The sequence below is a fragment of the Streptomyces scopuliridis RB72 genome (assembly GCF_000718095.1).
GTDB classification, from domain to species: Bacteria; Actinomycetota; Actinomycetes; order Streptomycetales; family Streptomycetaceae; genus Streptomyces; species Streptomyces scopuliridis.
The window spans coordinates 25,648-41,376 of the sequence record NZ_JOEI01000020.1 but is presented as its reverse complement, the minus strand read 5'-3'; the positions used below and the strand labels follow the sequence as shown (position 1 = coordinate 41,376).

Here is a 15,729-nt window from a genome sequence, read left to right as displayed (position 1 = left end):
ATGCGACCGTCGTGGATCCCCCAACACACTTACGGCCACCCAAACACGCTTGCTTAAGTTAGGCAATCATCTGTACAGTAGTCGAGTCGGGCAACACTTCAAAACTCTGACTTGACCGAGCGGAATATCCCACGCGTCCGGCCGCCCGAGCCCGCGGCAGTACGAGCGTCTCACAGCGTAAGTCCTATACGAATGGCCTTGTCATGCACAGGAACCTCGGTGAAGAACCGTCGCCGTCCTGCGGCGACAGGAAGCACGTCCTGGTCGTCACCGCCGATCCCGGCATCACCGAACTACTCGACACCACACTGGAGTTGGCGGGCTATCAGGTCCTTATGGCGGGCACCGCCACCGAGGGGATGATGCGGCTCACCCAGCACCGTTTCGATGTGGTGGTCTGGGACGCCACACTGCCGGACCAGGAGGAGTTCGCCCGGGGCCGCCGCATGGCAGCGGCGGACCGTCCCCCGCTGCTCTTCCTCACCACGTGCGACTCCCTCCATAGCCTCGCTCCCGAACTGTCCCCCGGGACCGAGGACTACGTCATCAAGCCCGTCCGGATCGCCGAAGTCCTGGCCAGGGTCCACGTACTGCTGCGCGGCCGGACTCCCGAGCGGCACGAAGGGAAGGCATGCTACGGCGAGCTGGTCCTGGACGACGCGACCTGCCGAGCCCGACGCGGGCCCAGACCGCTCGGCCTCACCCCCGCCGAGTACCGGCTGCTGCGCCATCTGCTGGCCAACGCCGAGCATGTGTTGTCGAAGGAGCAGATCAGCCGGCACGTCTGGGGTGAATTCCGCGCCGACCACGCGATCGAGAAGCTCGTCTCCCGGCTGAGGAACAAGGTGGATCGGGAAGAGTCCGCGCTGATCCACACCCGCCGGGGATTCGGATACTGGCTCGGCTGCCCAGGTCTCTGAGACTCCCATGGGCGGTGCTCGCCACTGGTTCCCGCCCGTCGCTCACCGCCCTCAGCGCCGCCGGCCACGACATCCGACACCGGACCTGACCCGTCCGGTCACCGAAAACCGAAACCCACGGCGCCGACACCATCCGTGGGTACGCAGACCGGGGCCGCTCCCAGCGGAGGCGGTCCCGCCGCGCCCAATCCGTGGGGACGGGGAAGGGCGCGGTCCCGGGCCCGGCGGCCGGAACCCTCCGCCGCCGGGCCCGGGGACAACAGGTCCCCGTTCAGGCACCCCGTCTCTCCCGCGTCCCCTCCCCCGCCGGGTCGGTCAGACGGCCGACCAGCCGTTGTCGACAGGCAGGATGACGCCGTTGATGTTGCTGGCGGCGTCCGAGGCGAGGAAGACGATGGCGGCGGCCTGCTCCTCGGGCTGGGCGATGCGGCCGATGTTGCCCATGTAGCCGCCGACGACCGCGGGGCCGTGGCCTGCGGGGTCGGCGTCGACGACGATAGCGGTGGCGGTGCCGCCCGGGGCAACGGCGTTGGTGCGGATGCCCTTGTCCCGGTACATGATCGCGGTGGACCTGGTCAGACCGACGATGCCGTGCTTGGCCACGGTGTAGGCGGTTCCGGCGGCCGCGCCCCGAATGCCGCCCGCTGATGCGGTGTTGACGATCGCGCCCTTGCCCGCCGCCAGCATATGAGGGAGGGCTGCGCGGGTCAGCAGGAACGGCGCGGTGAGGTTGACGCGCAGCTGGCGCTCCCAGTCCGCGTCGGTGACGTCGGCGGTGGCGGCCATCCGGTCCATGATCCCCGCGTTGTTGACCAGAACGTCCAGGCTCCCGAAGGACTCGACGGCCGTCGCCACCACCTCGTCCGCCACTGTCTGCTCGCTCAGGTCACCGACCACCGTGACGGCCGTGCCCCCCGTCGCCCGGATCTCTTCGGCGACCGCTTTGGCGCCCTCGGAGTTGAGGTCGGCTATCAGTACCCGGGCACCCTCGCGTGCGAACAGCAGCGCGGTGGCCTTCCCGATGCCGGAACCAGCTCCGGTGACGACCACGCTCCCGCCGTCCAGGCCGCTCATGCTCATGGCGATCTCCTCGATTTCGTTGTGTGCGGTGGTGCTGTGTGGTGGTGCTGTGTGGGGCGTCATCTGTCGCCGGCGGACGGGGACAGCCTCACTACCGTCCCCTCGCCGTTGGCCGAGAGGAGAAGCGAACCGTCCGGGGCGGCGGCGAGGCCCGCGAACAGGCGCGGCGAGCCGGGCATGCCATGGGTGAACAGCGCGGGTTCGGTGCGCTGGGTCACGCCCGGCGGCGGCCCGACCGCCAGGTCCTCGGCATCGATCCGTGTCTCCCCCGTGGTGAGGGAGACCGCTCGCAGTCGCCGGTGCTCGGTTTCCACCGTGAACAGTTCAGCGCCCAGGACCGCCAGTCCCTGGGGCGCGCCGAGTTGCTCCGCGACGGCCACCGTCCCACTGTCGTCGATCCGGAGCACCGCCCCGAGCCGGTCGTCACTGACGTAGCAGCGCTGTTCGGCGTCGAGGGCGACGTCCACGGGGTGTTCGAGTCCTTCGGCGAGCACGGAGATGGTGTCCGTCTCGTCGATGGCCAGGACCCGGCCGGCTCCCGCCTCGGCGATGATCAGTGTGCCGTCCGTCCCGACGGCGATGCCCAGGGGCTGGTCGAGCCCGGTGGCTCGTACCCGCGTTGTTCTGCGCTCCGGGTCGTACGTCTGAACGTTGCCGTATTGCGAAGTGAGGTGCAGGAGTCCGTTGTCGGCGGTGATGCCGTGGCAGAAGATCAGCAGATCGTGCGTCGTCACACCGCCCGGCTGTGCCCCGTCCGGGCCGTGGCCCGGCTCGCCCTCACCCTCACCCTCGCCTTCGCCCTCGCCGGAGTTCTCGGGGCTCGCGAGACGGTAGTGGTCGGCCGCGTACACCGTGCCGCCGAGGTCGATCGTCACCCCGTACGGGCCGTCGAAGCCTCCGGGCACGATCTCCCGGGTCCTGCCGTCGGGGTACATCTCCGTCACTCCGCCTTCGGCGAAGCTGGAGACGAACATCCGGTTCTCCGCGTCGAACGCCGCGTTGTCGAGCCCGACGACGCCGCTGGTGACGACCGACCGGGATCCGGTCCCGTGGAGGTCGATTCGGGTCACGATGCCGGCCACACCGCGCGACAGGACGAGCATGGTGCCGCCCCGGTCGAAGCGCACGGCGACCGGTTCGTGCACCTCCTCCGCGACGACCTCCGGTACACCGCCGTCGACAGGGATGCGCCAGACCTGGTTGGTCATCATGTGCGGGTAGTACAGACAGCCGTCCGGGCCGACCTGCATCGCGTTGCCGAGGGCCAGTCCCTCGGTCAGCACCACCGGGTCCCGGCCGTCCGGGAACAGCTCCATCAGACGTCCGTTCATCTTCATCTCGTTGACGAAGAGCCGGTCGCCGACGCAAGTGATGCCGTTGGGCACCTTCACCTGATCGGAAACCAGGGTGTACGCGCCCTGTGGGCTACGGCGCCACACCCTGCCGGGGACCAGGTCGGCGATGTACATCGAACCGTCCGGGCCGAAGGCGAGGTCGTCCGGCGACTGGACGGGACCGTCCATCGGGACCACCACCTCCACGTCCCCAGTGGTGGGGTCGACGGCGCTGATCTGCCCGGCGAGGAACTGGGCCGCGTACAGCCTTCCGTCGGGCCCGAAGGCCACACCGTTCGAACCCCACAGCGGGGTCGGCATGTTGAGCCTCCGGGCCGCCCAACGGCTGCTCGTGGCAGCCCGGCGACGGCCGGTCTCGTCGAACCGGCTGGGCCGAACCGTCTCGGTCTCGCTCACTGTCCCGCGCCGCCCCTCACTCGGCACCGACGACGACATCGCTCATGCCGCCGTCCTCCCGCCAGCGCTTGAGCAGCGCGTGGAAGGCGACCGGGCCGTCGCCGTACGACTCGCTCCGCTCCCTGGGCCTGCCCTCGTTGTTGTAGTAGCCGGGGGTGCACTCAGCCTGGAACGTGTACAGGTCAGCCGCCTTCTGACGGATCGTGGCCACCCAGGCGGCCTCGGCCTGCTCGGTCGGCTCGACGTAGCGGGCATCGCGCTTGCGGGCCTCCGCGATGACCTCGGCGACATGGACCGCCTGTTCGTCGAGGACGTGCACGAAGTTGACGGCACTGGCGTTCTGCAGCGGGCCGAGCTGGAAGAGGTTCGGGAAGCCGTGGCTGTAGAAGCCGTGGAGCGTCTTCGGGCCGCTTCGCCATGCCTCCGTCAGGGTGACGCCACCCCGGCCGTACACCGGGAGCTGTCCGGACATCGTCCCTGATACGCCGACCTCGAAACCGGTCGCGAAGATGATGCAGTCGACTTCGTACTCGATTCCGCCGACAACGACGGAGTTCTCCGTGATCCGCTCGACGCCGTGGCTGTCGGCCGTATCGACGAGTGTCACGTTGGGCCGGTTGAACGTCTGGAGGTACGAGTCACTGAACGTGGGCCGCTTGCACATGTAGCGGTACCAGGGCTTGAGCTTCTCGGCCGTGGCGGGATCCTCCACGATGGTGTCCACCCGGGCCCGGATCTCGTTCATCTTCTGGAAGTCGGCGATCTCGTAGAGGCGTTCACGCTCGTCGGCCGGGACATCCGCGTAGGCGCCGCTCGGGATGAGCTTCTGCTGCAGCCGGGCGCTGGAAGTCCAGCCGTCGGACACCAGGTCCTCGTCCACCCTGCCTCCGGTGACGAGCGTGAGGAAGTTGTCCCTGCGGCGCCGCTGCCAGCCGGGAGTCAGCGACTCGGCCAACTCCGGGTCCGTCGGGCGGTTGCCGCGCGCGTCGACCGAGGAGGGCGTGCGCTGGAACACGTAGAGGTGCCGGGCATCGGCTCCGAGATGCGGTACACACTGGATGGCGGTCGCGCCGGTGCCGATGAGTGCCACCCGCTTGTCGGCGAGCTGGTGCAGGTTCCCGTCCGCGTCACCGCCGGTGTAGGCGTAGTCCCAGCGGCTCGTGTGGAACGTGTGTCCCTTGAAGGTCTCGATCCCGGGGATGCCGGGGAGTTTCGCCTGGCTGAGCGTTCCGCTGGATATCACCACATGGCGCGCGCGCATGTGGTCCCCGCGATCCGTGGTGACAAGCCACTCCAACGCAGCCTCGTCCCAGCGGAGTCCGGTCACCTGAGTCTGGAAGCGTGCGTCGCGGTAGAGATCGAAGTGGTGCCCTATCGCCCGCGCGTGCCGGCGTATCTCCTCTCCTGGCGCGTACTTCCATTTCGGGATGTAGCCGACCTCTTCGAGCAGGGGCATATAGATGTACGACTCGATGTCGCAGTGGATGCCCGGATACCGGTTCCAGTACCAGGTCCCACCGAAGTCCCCGGCCTTCTCGATGATCCTGATCGACTCGACGCCGGCCTGGCGCAGGCGTGCTCCGGCGAGCAGACCGCCGAACCCTCCCCCGATGACCAGCACCTCGACCCGGTCGTGCAGCGGATCGCGGTCGGCCGTCCGATCCGTGTAGGGGTCATCGGCGTAGTAGCCGAACTCGCCGTCGACGCGCCGGTATTGCTTGCTGCCGTCGGGGCGGATCCTTCGGTCGCGCTCGGCGCGGTACCGGGCGCGCAGCGCCTCCGGGTCGAAGCCCGGTTCCCGCTGGTCTGGAGGGGTGGGGTCGGGCGAGGTGCCGGACGGGATGTGGGGGGTGGACATGCGTTGCCGCTTTCTCTCTGGGGATCTCGGGTTCTGGGACAGCCCTTACGCGCTCAGCCGGATGGCGAGAGCCGGGCAGACCGACGCGGCGTGCTGGACGTCTTCCGTCCCAGCCTCGGAGGGAGAGTCGTTGAGGAGGATGGCGACGCCGTCCTCGTCGCGCTGGTCGAAGACTTCGGGGGCGGCCATGACGCACTGACCGGAGGCAACGCATTTGTCCTGGTCGAGGATGACTTTCATGATGCTTCTCTCACATCGGGAGAACAGCGGGAGTTGGGGTTGCAGTTGGGGGTGGAGTTCGGTTGCGGGCCGACGGGCTCGGAGTGCGCCGGCGCGCACGACTACCAAGCGACAGGGAGTTCGTACACGCCGTACACGGAACCGTCGTGCTTGAAGGGGATGTCTTCGAGTGCGCCTGCGAGCCTCAGGGTCGGCATGCGGCGGTAGAGCGTGCTGTAGACGACCTGGAGTTCCATCCGGGCCAGCGGCTGTCCCAGGCACTGGTGGACGCCGAAGCCGAACGCCACGTGGTGACGGGCGTCGCGGTGGATGTCCAGTCGGTCGGGGTCGGAGAAGGCCCGCGGATCGCGGTTGCCGATGTCGTTGGGCAGGATCAGGCCGTCGCCGGCGCGGATGACCTGTCCGGCGATCTCGATGTCCTCCAGCGCCACCCGGCGCCGGCCGCTGTGCGTGATGTGCAGGTAGCGCAGCAGTTCCTCCACGGCTCCCGCGACGAGCTTCGGGTCCTGCGTCTCGCGCAGCGCGGTCAGTTGCTCCGGATGCTGAAGGAGCGCCAGTGTCCCGAGGGCGATCATGTTCGCGGTCGTCTCATGGCCGGCGATGAGCAGCAGCACACCGATCCGGGCCGCCTCGCCGCGCGGCAGCTCTCCCGCGCCGACGCGCGCGGCCAGCTGGGAGAGCAGGTCTTCCGAGGGACGGTCGAGCTTCTCCCCCACGAGACGGTCCAGATATTCGGCGAGACGTCCGAGGGCGCCGGCGCGCTGCTCATCCGTGGAGTCGCGGTTGATGATCGTCTTGCTGTTGTCCTGGAAGAAATCGTGGTCGGCGTACGGCACGCCGAGCAGGTCGCAGATGACGAGGGAGGGCACCGGCAGGGCGAAGCTCTCGACCAGGTCCACCGGATTGGGGCCGGCGAGCATGTCGTCGATGAGGTCGTCCACGATCTGCTGCACCCTCGGCCGGAGCGCCTCCGTCCGCTTGATCGTGAAGGGGGCGGTGACCATGCGGCGCAGCCGGGCGTGCTCGGGGTCATCCATGAGGATGAAGCCGATGCTGTTGCTTCTGCTGCTGGACTGGCTGGGATATCCGGGGCGCGTGATGTCGGCGCTGACCCGCGGGTCGGCCAGCAGCGCCCGCTGCTCGGCGTAGCGGGTGACCAGCCATGGCCGGCTGCCGTCCCACAGGCGGACCTTCGTGAGCGGTCCTTTCTCCTGCTCGTCCCGCAGGGTGGGGGGTGGGTCGAAGGGGCACCCCTGCGCGCGGCGCATCGGGTACTCGGGAATCCCGGCCTGCGGTTCGTCCGAGGACAGTGTCTCTGTCATGACGTCCTTTCGTGTGCGTGCTCGCGGTGCCCACTCAAGTGAGGTGCGTAGGGCCGAATCGCGAAGTCCCCCGACGACGGCGGCGCATATGACGTGGGTCGACGGCACGGCGTGCATGTGGTTCCGGCGATGCCGGATCCGCCCGCCCGGCCGCGAGGCCGGTGGGCTTGGGTGTGGGTGTGGGCTTGGGTGTGGGCGTCTACGGCGTGCTGAGCCTGATGGCGGCTGCCGGACACACATCGGCGGCTTCGCGCACCGACGCTTGGAGCGGCTCGCGGGGTTCGGCGTCCAGCAGGACGACGATGCCGTCGTCGTCGCGCTGGTCGAAGACTTCGGGCGCGAGCAGAACGCATTGGCCGGCGCCGCAGCACTTGTCCTCGTCGACGGTCACTTTCATGGGTTGTCTCCTCTGTCACGGGGCGTGGGGGCCCGCAGATGGTGCGGGGCTCCGGACAACGAGCGGGATTACTGGCCGGGAGTGATGGGGGCGAGCCACAATCCGGTGATCGCGTCGATGACCCCGTTGGCGTGGGTCTGCCAACTGCTCCGGGCGGCGAGGGTGCCATCGGCGAGGGCACGCTCGCGTTCGGCGAGCGTGTGGACCAACAGGAGGCGGGCCATCTCGCCCCGTTCGATCCTTACGGGGAGCGGCAGGTCGGGCAGACACCGGTTCAGTCCGTCGATGGTCCGCTCCAGGGATGGCCCGAACGTCTCGTCGATCATGAGTTCACGCAGCACGGGGTCGGACATCACCTGAGCCCCGAACCGCCCGTACCAGGTGGGGCTGCCCAGCTCGGCCAGGTGCTCGGCGGCGGGTCGGACCAGACAGGCCACCCAGTCCCGCACCTCGGTGGAGTCGCCGGTCTCCTCCAGCATCCGATCCCGCAGCTCGGCCATCCTCTCGGCGCGTTTGCGGACGATCGCCAGGACCAGGTCCGTCTTGGTGCCGAAGTGGTAGCCGACGGCGGCGTTGTTGCCCTGTCCCGCGGCCTCACTGATCTGCCGGTTGGAGACGGCGATCACCCCGTGTTCCGCGAACAGGCGCTCAGCCACGCCGAGTATCGTTTCCTTGGTCGAGTCGGCCCGGTGGGAGCGAGCTCTGGCGGCCACCGTCACCACCTCACCGGGAGCTCGCGCAGGCCGCCGACGACCAGCCCTTCCACCCTGCGCAGTTCCTCCGCCGGCACGGCGAGTTCCAGGGTGGGCAGACGGCGGAGCAGGACTTCGAGCACGGTCTGAAGCTCGGTACGGGCCAGTGACTGACCCAGGCAGGAGTGCGGGCCCGATCCGAACGCCAGGTGGGGGTTCGGACTGCGGTCAAGGGTCATCTCGTCGGCGCCGGCGAAGGTGTTCTCGTCCCGGTTGGCGGCGGCCATGCTGCACACCACCGTGGTGCCGCGGGGCAGTAGCGTCTCGGCGACCTCGATGTTCTGCTCCACATAGCGCGGCATTCCAAACCCGGGGTTGGCATCGAAACGCAGGGCCTCTTCCACTGCCGTACGCACCAGCGAGGGGTCGGCGACCAGCCGTTCCCACCGCCGCCGCTCGGACAGCAGCATGGCCAGCATCTTGCCGATCATGTTGGCGGTCGTCTCATGTCCGGCGACCAGAAGCGCCTGACCGGTGGCCACGAGCTGGATGTCGGTGAGCCCCGCGCCGTCGGCGTCGGTCGCGGTGAGCAGCGAACTGAGCAGGTCCTCACCCGGATCGGCGCGTTTCATATCGAGGTGCGCGGTCAAGTAGGCACCGAACTCCGCCTCCGCGGCGTCGATTTCGGTCTGCCCGTAGCGGGTGAGGTTCAGCATCATGTCGGACCAGCGGGCGAACCTGTCCCGGTCCGTGTCGGGTACGCCGAGCAGGTCGCAGATGACCCAGACCGGCAGCGGGAATCCCACGCGCGCCTTGATGTCCGCCGGATGGCCGGACTCGATCATCTCGTCGACCAGCCGGTCGGTCATCGCGACGATCCCCGGCTTCAGGGCGTTCACACGTTTGGCCGTGAACCACTTGGTCAGCATCATGCGCCACCGCTGCTGACCGGCGCTGTAGAGGGCGGTTGCCATCGGGGCGTTGAACACTCCGCCCGACTCGCTCTCCGAGATGCGGGCGGCGTCCTCCGCGTCCAGCCGACGCGTGCACCGTGGATCGGACAGGACCATCTTCACGTCGTCGTAGCGGGTCAGCAGAGACGCTTCGTCGCCGCTGGGCAGTCTCACGCGCGCCACCGGACACCGCTCCCGCAGCTCAGCCCACTCGGCGGGCGGCTCCAGCGCGCCCTTCGCCGACAGTGGATAGCGCAGCGGCACGAGGTTTTCCTGGTTCACCGCGGCCCCTTCCCTCACTGGCGTACATGATCAGTGAAGCCAGGTCAGTGACGTAAGTCAAGCAATTGAATTAAGAATCAGCCATGTGCCGAGCACACACCATGCGGAGGTTTGAGTGGCGCTCAGCCCTTCACCTCGGACGAGCGGAAGCACACCTCCGGACGCCCGGCGGCGCGACATCACACGAGCCGGCTCTGCCGTCAGGCACGGGGCGAGAGCGCGACATCCTCTTCGGCACGGGCGACGAAGTCGTCCACCATGCGATGGAAGAGCGTGGCGAGCTGATGCAGCTCTTCGGGCGTCCAGTCCGCCAGGGCCATCTGCATGCCCCGCCGGCTCGCCTCCCGTATCCGGTCGACCGCCTCCTGACCAGCCGCCGTGAGCTGAACACGCTGAGCGCGCCGGTCATCCGGGTCGGGAACACGGGTCACATAACCCGCCTTCTCCATCTGCTGCACCTGCCGGGTGATGTGCGACGCCTCCACCGACATCCGAGCCGCCAGTTCCCCCGACCGCAAAGGTTCACTCTCGGCGATCCGCTGCAGAAGCGCCGCGGCGGCACGATCCAGCTCGACCCCGGCCAGCGCCATGAGGCGCTCATGCTGCCGGGCCCGACCGGTCAAATACGCGACGCGATCGAGAGCGCTGGCGATCTCGCCCACGTCCGTCGACGAGGCAGGGGCCGCTGGGGTCTTCGACATGCCACCAGCTTACAAAACTTGCCTGACGCAAGCAATCCGGTGCTTCCCCGAGCAGTGCGTCGGCCTCGGCGATCACCACACGCAGGGCAGTTCCACGGCGATCATGGTCGGCCCCCCGACGGGGCTGGTCACGGTCACGATGCCGTCCAGCGCGGCGACCCTGCGGCGTATCCCCAGCAGTCCGGAGCCGCCCGCCTCGTCCGCGCCACCCAAGCCCTCGTCCCATACGACGGCCCTCACCCCGGCGCTGACGCGGTCGAGCTGGACCGACGCCCGCGGGGATCCGCTGTGCTTTGCGGCGTTCGTCAGCGCCTCGGCCACAACGAAATAGACGGCCGCCTCGACTGCCGCCGGTGCCCGCGGGCCGTCGTCCACCGGACCGTCCACGAGCACGGTCACTTCGAGCCCACTGCTCGCCGCCAGCGCCCGCACCGCTCCCGCGAGTCCCCGGTCGGTGAGGATCGGCGGATGAATGCCCCGGACGACGTGCCGCAGCTCCGTCAGCGCCTCCTCGGCCTGGTCCTGGGCATCGTCCAGGAGTCTGCGCGAACCCTCCGGATCATGGTCGTACGCCCGTTTCGCCAGCCCGATCCGCATGGAGAGCGCCACCAGCCGCGCCTGCGTACCGTCGTGCAGGTCCCGCTCGATACGGCGCAGCTCGGCCCCGTGCGCCGCGACCGCTCCCGCCCTGGTCTCGGTCAGTTCCTCGACGCGCTCGGCGAGCAGTGCCTTCGGCGAGGGCTTGAGAAGGAACCGCGACCACCGGGCGTCGAGGTCGGCGAGCCGGCTGATCAGCGGGAGGACGACCGCCTCGCGGCCCATCAGTCCGCACCGCACTCCGTCGACGACCAGGCCCACCGGCCACAGCGGCAGCACCAGGCAGACGAGCCAGCCGTAGCCGTAGTAGGCGACCATCCAGCGAAGGTCCCTCAGTGTGCCGGGGTCACGGACGGTGGTGCGCAACCGCTCACGCAGTGGGCCGGTCAGGGGCAGATACGCCTCCGGTATTTCCCTCCCCGTCCAGACGGCTGCTTGGCGGCGTTTGACGCCGGCGATCCGGCGTACCAGCAGCACCGTTTCGGGCAGCAACGCGGCGCCCACCACCGCCACCGTGGCGGCGGCGGTGAACAGCAGCACCGTGATGAAGATGTACGAGCCGAGTGCCAGAACCGCGGCCTTGGTCAGCTGAGCCGTGGCCCGCGCCGCCTGCCGCACCGTTTTCCACATGCCCACCACGGTAGGCGGGCCGAAACCGGCCGACAGGCGAGCGGACCCCCCTCCGGTGGTGTAGCCGCCTACACCACCGGAGGGTGTGCCGGACGGGGGAGAAGGAAAGTCGGTCAAGCCTGCTGCCTCTGCCCACGGTCCCGGAGAAGGCTGATGCCCGCTCCGAGCGAGACGACACCCATGCCGACGCTGGTCACGACGCCCTGTGAGCCGTCGACGACGAAGGGGGCGGCCGCGGCGACGACGAGGTTGAACAGGAACAGGAACCAGAGGACCGGCCGTGAGGAGAGCAGCGACTTCATAGGTATTTCCTTCCGGGGGCGGGCAGTGATCTTCCGGAATCAACGATGCCGCCGCCCACTCGCCGCTGCGAGGGAGCGCACTCCCGAACGACGGTGTAGTGGGCTACACCGTCCGCAGGGTGGCCCGCCCGCGTCGGTGATGGGGTCTCGCCGAGGCCGTAAGAGCACTCGCGGCGAGTACCGGGCTCAACATCACTGTTACCGTGGTCGGCTTGGAGGACGGTACGAAGAGCGGGCCTCGGGCTCCGGCCGCGGTCGAGGCCGCAGCGTACTTCGTGGCGGCCGAGGCGCTGACGAACGTGGCGAAGCACAGCGGATCCGACCGGGCCGAGGTCCGGCTCGCCCGCACTCCCGGCGGGCTGACGGTCTCCGTCCGCGATGAGGGAAACGGCGGCGCCGACGAGGGAGGCGGCTCGGGACTGTCCGGGATGCCGCGGCGCGCCGGCGCGCTCGACGGAATCCTCGCCGTGACCAGCCCCGCCGGGGGGCCGACCGTAATCGAAGTGGAGCTGCCGTGCGTGTGGTGATCGCCGAGGACAATGCCCTGTTGCGGGAGGGACTCGTACTGCTGCTCACCTCGGTCGGGCACGACGTCGTGGCCGTTGTGGGCAGCGGGCCCGAGGTACTGCCCGCGCTGCTCACCCACCGCCCGGACGCCGCCGTCCTCGACGTCCGGATGCCGCCCGGCTTCCGCGACGAGGGCCTGCGTGCGGCGCTCGAAGCGCGCGCGAAGATCCCCGGACTGCCGGTGCTCGTGCTCTCCCAGTACGTCGAGGAGACCTACGCGGCCGAGCTGCTCGGCGGCGGCGCGAGCGGAGTCGGCTATCTGCTCAAGGACCGGGTGGGCCGGGTGGACGAATTCCTGAACGCACTGGACCGGGTCGCCGCCGGCGGCACGGCACTCGACCCCGAAGTGGTGACCGAACTCCTCACCCGCCGCCGGGACTCACCCCTCGAATCGCTGACCCCGCGCGAGCGCGAGGTCCTTCAGCTGATGGCCGAGGGCCATGACAACACGACCATTGCCGAGACCCTCGTCATCACGGAACGCTCGGTCAGCAAGCACATCGGCAACGTGTTTCTGAAGCTGGGGCTGCCACCCACCAACAGTGGGCATCGGAGGGTGCTGGCGGTGCTGGCTTACTTGAACAACTCGTAGGGGTACGACCGCGGTTCGGCCGGGGCCGGACGGGATGCCCCGGCCCCGGGGCGCGACCGGGGTGGGCCGCCCTTTTTGCCGAAGGCGCTGTACCGCGTTGCCTCGGCGGCGGCCGGCAGCCGCGCCCGCGCTGCCGCGCCGCGTTCCCGGGGTGAGAGCACCCTTTTCCAGGCTGGTCTGTCTAGATTGGAAGTGTTACCAGACAGACCGGCCTGGATAACAATTCCGAAAGGTGCATCCCATGTCTGTGGAGCACGAGAATCTCGACCTGCACCCCATTACGGCCCTGGTCACGGGGGCCACGTCCGGCATCGGCCGGGCGGTTGCCAAGCGGCTGGCCGCCGACGGAATGTCCGTTGTCGTGTCCGGCCGCAACGCCCGGCGCGGCGCCGAGACCGTCAATGAGATCGCCGCGGCCGGCGGCCACGCCCGCTTCGTCGAGGCGGACCTTGAGGACACGGCCGGTATCGACCGGCTCGCCTCGGAGGTCGGCGAGATCGACGTTCTGGTCAACAACGCCGGCCATGCCGTCTGGGCGCCGACCGAGGAGATCAAGGTCTCCGACTACGACGCGATGTTCGCCGGCAACGTCCGCGCGGCGTTCTTCCTCGTGGCGGCGTTCGCCCCGGCGATGGCGGCGAAGGGATCGGGCAGCGTGATCAACATGGGCAGCATGGCCGGCAGCCTCGGCCTGGCCAACGGCGCCGCGTACGGCGCGACCAAGGCCGCGCTGGCCTCCCTGACGCAAGCCTGGACGGCCGAGTACAGCGGCCGCGGCGTCCGCTTCAACACCGTGGCCCCCGGTCAGGTCTACACCCGCCCCGAGGCCCGCGACCTGTTCGACGCGATCGCCGAGACCACCGCGATGAAGCGCGCGGCCGAGCCCGCCGAGATCGCCGAGGTCGTTGCCTTCCTCGCCTCGCCGAAGGCCGGCTACATCACCGGCGCGACCATCGCCGTCGACGGCGGCCGCACCGCCATCTGAACCTGCCCGCTCCGAGAGGATGGACTGTGCGGTCGCGGACAAACCCGTTCCTGTGTCGCCCTCACCTCTGCCAAGCGGCTGCCTGGAGCACGTGTACGGCGATGTCCTGAACCGACCGGCCGTCCGTCGGGATACGGACGGTGCCCACCGGAGCCTCATCGTCCAGATGCCGTGCCATACGCAGGCTCCGCTCGATGTGAGCGGCAAGCTGGGACCCGATCTCCCGCCCGGCGAGCCGCTCCCTCACGGTGGCTTCCCCGGCCGTGAGGAGGACGCAGGTGGTTCTGATCTTGCCGTCGCCCATGGCCCGGCCGATCATCGTCCCTTCCAGGATGCTCACCGTGTTGGTGTAGATCAGGCGGTGCTGACCGAGAGCGGCGTAGTTCGACCAGACTGCGGCGATGTTCCGTTCCGTGATCGCCGTGCGGTGGGGGTCATCGTCGGGGGCCGGATGGATTTGGTCCATGTAGTCCCCCTCGATGAGGCAGTGCGCCGTTCCCTTCCCCCGCAACGCGGCGGACACCTCCCATGCGACAGTCGTCTTCCCGACACCCGCCCCACCACCGATGAGCAACAGTTCGAAAGCAGTCATGGCTTGTCAGCCTGGCAGAGCCCGGACCGTCATGGCATGCCATTTTGGCCTGGGCTCCTGAAGGCCCTGTCTAGGCGAGTGCGACGAGCGCGATCGCGGCCTGCTCCGGGATGGTGATATCGAGGCCGGTGAGCTTCTCGAATCGTCCCAGGCGGTTCAGCACCGTGTTGCGGTGGCAGTACAGCCGCTCGGCGCTCGCCGTCAGGCCGCCCGTGGCCAGGTAGGCGCGGACCGTCTGCACGATCACGTCCTGTTCCGCCCGAGGCAGCGCGTCGAGCCCGCTGAGCAGCGCGGTCGAGAAGCCGTGCTGTTCGTCGAGCCGGCTCTTGGTGACGCGGGTCCACGCCTGCGCGAGCGTGACCAGACCCGTGTCGTCCGGCCGCAGGGTCCGGCAGATCTCGTACGCCGTCGCCGCCGCCGCGGGAACGGCTCCGAGGCCCTTGACGTCGGGGACCATGCCGCCCGCCATCCCCCGCAGCTGTCGCAGTTGCAGGTCGTGCTGCCGGCCTGATGCGGCAGCCGGCCAGACGAGAACGACCCGTCCCGGCTGGTTGAGCACGAAGAGCCGCTCGCCGAGCGCGCTGATCTGTGCGGCCGCCCGGTGAGCGTCGTGGGAGGCGGTCGCGTCGGCCACGACCACACGGAAGGTGTCATCGGCCCCGACGCCCAGGGCCCGGGCGATGTTCCGTACGTCCCGAGGTGAGCGACCCGCCGGCCCGAGCAGTTCCGCGAGATAGGTGAGCTGCTCGTCGCGTGTGGCGGCGGCCATGAGGGCCCGTTCCTCCAGGTAGGACTGCTGGACGGCGCGGGCGTAGTCGTCCACCACCCGCCATAGGTTCTCGGCGTGCAGCGCCAGTACGGCCATGTCCTCGGCCCGGGCCTCGCCGAGCATCGCGGACCATACGACCCCGAAGTCGAGCCGTACCGCGGCGACGAGATCCTCACCCCGCACGCCTTGGCGGGCCCGTAGCCGCCCGAGTTCGCTGGGCAGCTCGCTGAGCCGTGTCGTGGTCGAGTCGGTGGCGAGCGCCCGGAGGATCAGGGCGAGCGAGTCACGGGCCGACGTGCGCAGATGTTCGTCGGGGACGAGCCCCGACTGGTAGACGCGGGCGTCGTCCAGCCTGGTCAGGAATGTCTCGGCCAGGGCGTCCACGTCCAGCGCGAGAGAGCTGACCAGCTCCCGCCAGCGCGGCAGGGAGTCCCGCGTACGGGCTGCCAGATTTCTCATCCATAGCTCCCTGGCAAAGCCTCGGAGGTTGTGCGTGTGC

Annotated in this window: 16 protein-coding genes and 1 pseudogene; 4 read left to right on the top strand and 13 right to left on the bottom strand. The window is 69.1% G+C overall.

Going from position 1 to position 15,729, the window contains the following annotated elements; all coding sequences use genetic code 11:
• Nucleotides 1–203 precede the first annotated feature (203 nt).
• The gene (locus IF11_RS0125555; RefSeq protein WP_030354080.1) at nt 204–920 is read left to right on the top strand and encodes a response regulator transcription factor; all 717 of its coding nucleotides are present in this window, start codon (nt 204–206) and stop codon (nt 918–920) included.
• A 315-nt stretch (nt 921–1,235) separates the two neighbouring features.
• Here the strand turns inward: IF11_RS0125555 and IF11_RS0125550 are convergent, their stop codons facing one another.
• The 11 genes from IF11_RS0125550 to IF11_RS0125500 all read right to left on the bottom strand — a co-directional run bounded on the left by IF11_RS0125550 (nt 1,236) and on the right by IF11_RS0125500 (nt 11,725).
• Nucleotides 1,236–1,994 (bottom strand): SDR family NAD(P)-dependent oxidoreductase, encoded by a 759-nt coding sequence (locus IF11_RS0125550; RefSeq protein ID WP_037728551.1) that lies wholly within the window; start codon nt 1,992–1,994, stop codon nt 1,236–1,238.
• 65 nt (nt 1,995–2,059) lie between these two features.
• Entirely contained in the window at nt 2,060–3,655 is a 1,596-nt protein-coding gene (locus IF11_RS0125545) for an NHL repeat-containing protein (RefSeq protein WP_420894611.1), read from the bottom strand.
• A gap of 112 nt (nt 3,656–3,767) precedes the next feature.
• The gene (locus IF11_RS0125540; RefSeq protein WP_030354077.1) at nt 3,768–5,609 is read right to left on the bottom strand and encodes a flavin-containing monooxygenase; all 1,842 of its coding nucleotides are present in this window, start codon (nt 5,607–5,609) and stop codon (nt 3,768–3,770) included.
• A 45-nt stretch (nt 5,610–5,654) separates the two neighbouring features.
• On the bottom strand, nt 5,655–5,849 hold the full coding sequence (locus IF11_RS0125535) for a ferredoxin (RefSeq protein WP_030354076.1): 195 nt from the start codon (nt 5,847–5,849) through the stop codon (nt 5,655–5,657).
• Nucleotides 5,850–5,950: 101 nt separating this feature from the next.
• Nucleotides 5,951–7,171 carry a cytochrome P450 gene (locus IF11_RS0125530; RefSeq protein WP_030354075.1) on the bottom strand — a complete coding sequence of 407 codons (1,221 nt, stop codon included), beginning with the start codon at nt 7,169–7,171 and terminating at the stop codon, nt 5,951–5,953.
• A gap of 199 nt (nt 7,172–7,370) precedes the next feature.
• Nucleotides 7,371–7,568: a ferredoxin gene (locus IF11_RS0125525; protein WP_030354074.1), complete on the bottom strand. Its 198-nt coding sequence runs from the start codon at nt 7,566–7,568 to the stop codon at nt 7,371–7,373.
• Nucleotides 7,569–7,636: 68 nt separating this feature from the next.
• On the bottom strand, nt 7,637–8,290 hold the full coding sequence (locus IF11_RS0125520; RefSeq protein ID WP_078490915.1) for a TetR/AcrR family transcriptional regulator: 654 nt from the start codon (nt 8,288–8,290) through the stop codon (nt 7,637–7,639).
• Entirely contained in the window at nt 8,284–9,495 is a 1,212-nt protein-coding gene (locus tag IF11_RS0125515; RefSeq protein WP_030354072.1) for a cytochrome P450, read from the bottom strand. The genes IF11_RS0125520 and IF11_RS0125515 overlap by 7 nt, the downstream gene beginning before the upstream one ends.
• 200 nt (nt 9,496–9,695) lie before the next feature.
• Nucleotides 9,696–10,196 carry a MarR family winged helix-turn-helix transcriptional regulator gene (locus IF11_RS0125510; RefSeq protein ID WP_030354071.1) on the bottom strand — a complete coding sequence of 167 codons (501 nt, stop codon included), beginning with the start codon at nt 10,194–10,196 and terminating at the stop codon, nt 9,696–9,698.
• Nucleotides 10,197–10,268: 72 nt separating this feature from the next.
• Nucleotides 10,269–11,423 (bottom strand): sensor histidine kinase, encoded by a 1,155-nt coding sequence (locus IF11_RS0125505; RefSeq protein ID WP_030354070.1) that lies wholly within the window; start codon nt 11,421–11,423, stop codon nt 10,269–10,271.
• Nucleotides 11,424–11,536: 113 nt separating this feature from the next.
• A complete protein-coding gene (locus IF11_RS0125500; RefSeq protein WP_030354069.1) occupies nt 11,537–11,725 on the bottom strand; it encodes a hypothetical protein in 189 nt (62 codons plus the stop codon).
• A gap of 143 nt (nt 11,726–11,868) precedes the next feature.
• Between IF11_RS0125500 and IF11_RS0125495 the strand changes: the two are divergent.
• The 3 genes and pseudogenes from IF11_RS0125495 to IF11_RS0125485 all read left to right on the top strand — a co-directional run.
• Nucleotides 11,869–12,252: pseudogene (locus tag IF11_RS0125495) on the top strand (ATP-binding protein); the annotation flags it as partial.
• Complete coding sequence (locus tag IF11_RS0125490) at nt 12,240–12,884, top strand: LuxR C-terminal-related transcriptional regulator (protein ID WP_030354067.1); 645 nt, start codon at nt 12,240–12,242, stop codon at nt 12,882–12,884. The pseudogene IF11_RS0125495 and the gene IF11_RS0125490, both read left to right, overlap by 13 nt.
• A 241-nt stretch (nt 12,885–13,125) precedes the next feature.
• The gene (locus IF11_RS0125485; protein WP_030354066.1) at nt 13,126–13,869 is read left to right on the top strand and encodes an SDR family NAD(P)-dependent oxidoreductase; all 744 of its coding nucleotides are present in this window, start codon (nt 13,126–13,128) and stop codon (nt 13,867–13,869) included.
• A gap of 61 nt (nt 13,870–13,930) precedes the next feature.
• Here the strand turns inward: IF11_RS0125485 and IF11_RS0125480 are convergent, their stop codons facing one another.
• The gene (locus IF11_RS0125480; protein ID WP_030354065.1) at nt 13,931–14,461 is read right to left on the bottom strand and encodes a P-loop NTPase family protein; all 531 of its coding nucleotides are present in this window, start codon (nt 14,459–14,461) and stop codon (nt 13,931–13,933) included.
• A gap of 70 nt (nt 14,462–14,531) precedes the next feature.
• A complete protein-coding gene (locus IF11_RS0125475; RefSeq protein ID WP_030354064.1) occupies nt 14,532–15,689 on the bottom strand; it encodes a PucR family transcriptional regulator in 1,158 nt (385 codons plus the stop codon).
• Nucleotides 15,690–15,729: the final 40 nt, after the last annotated feature.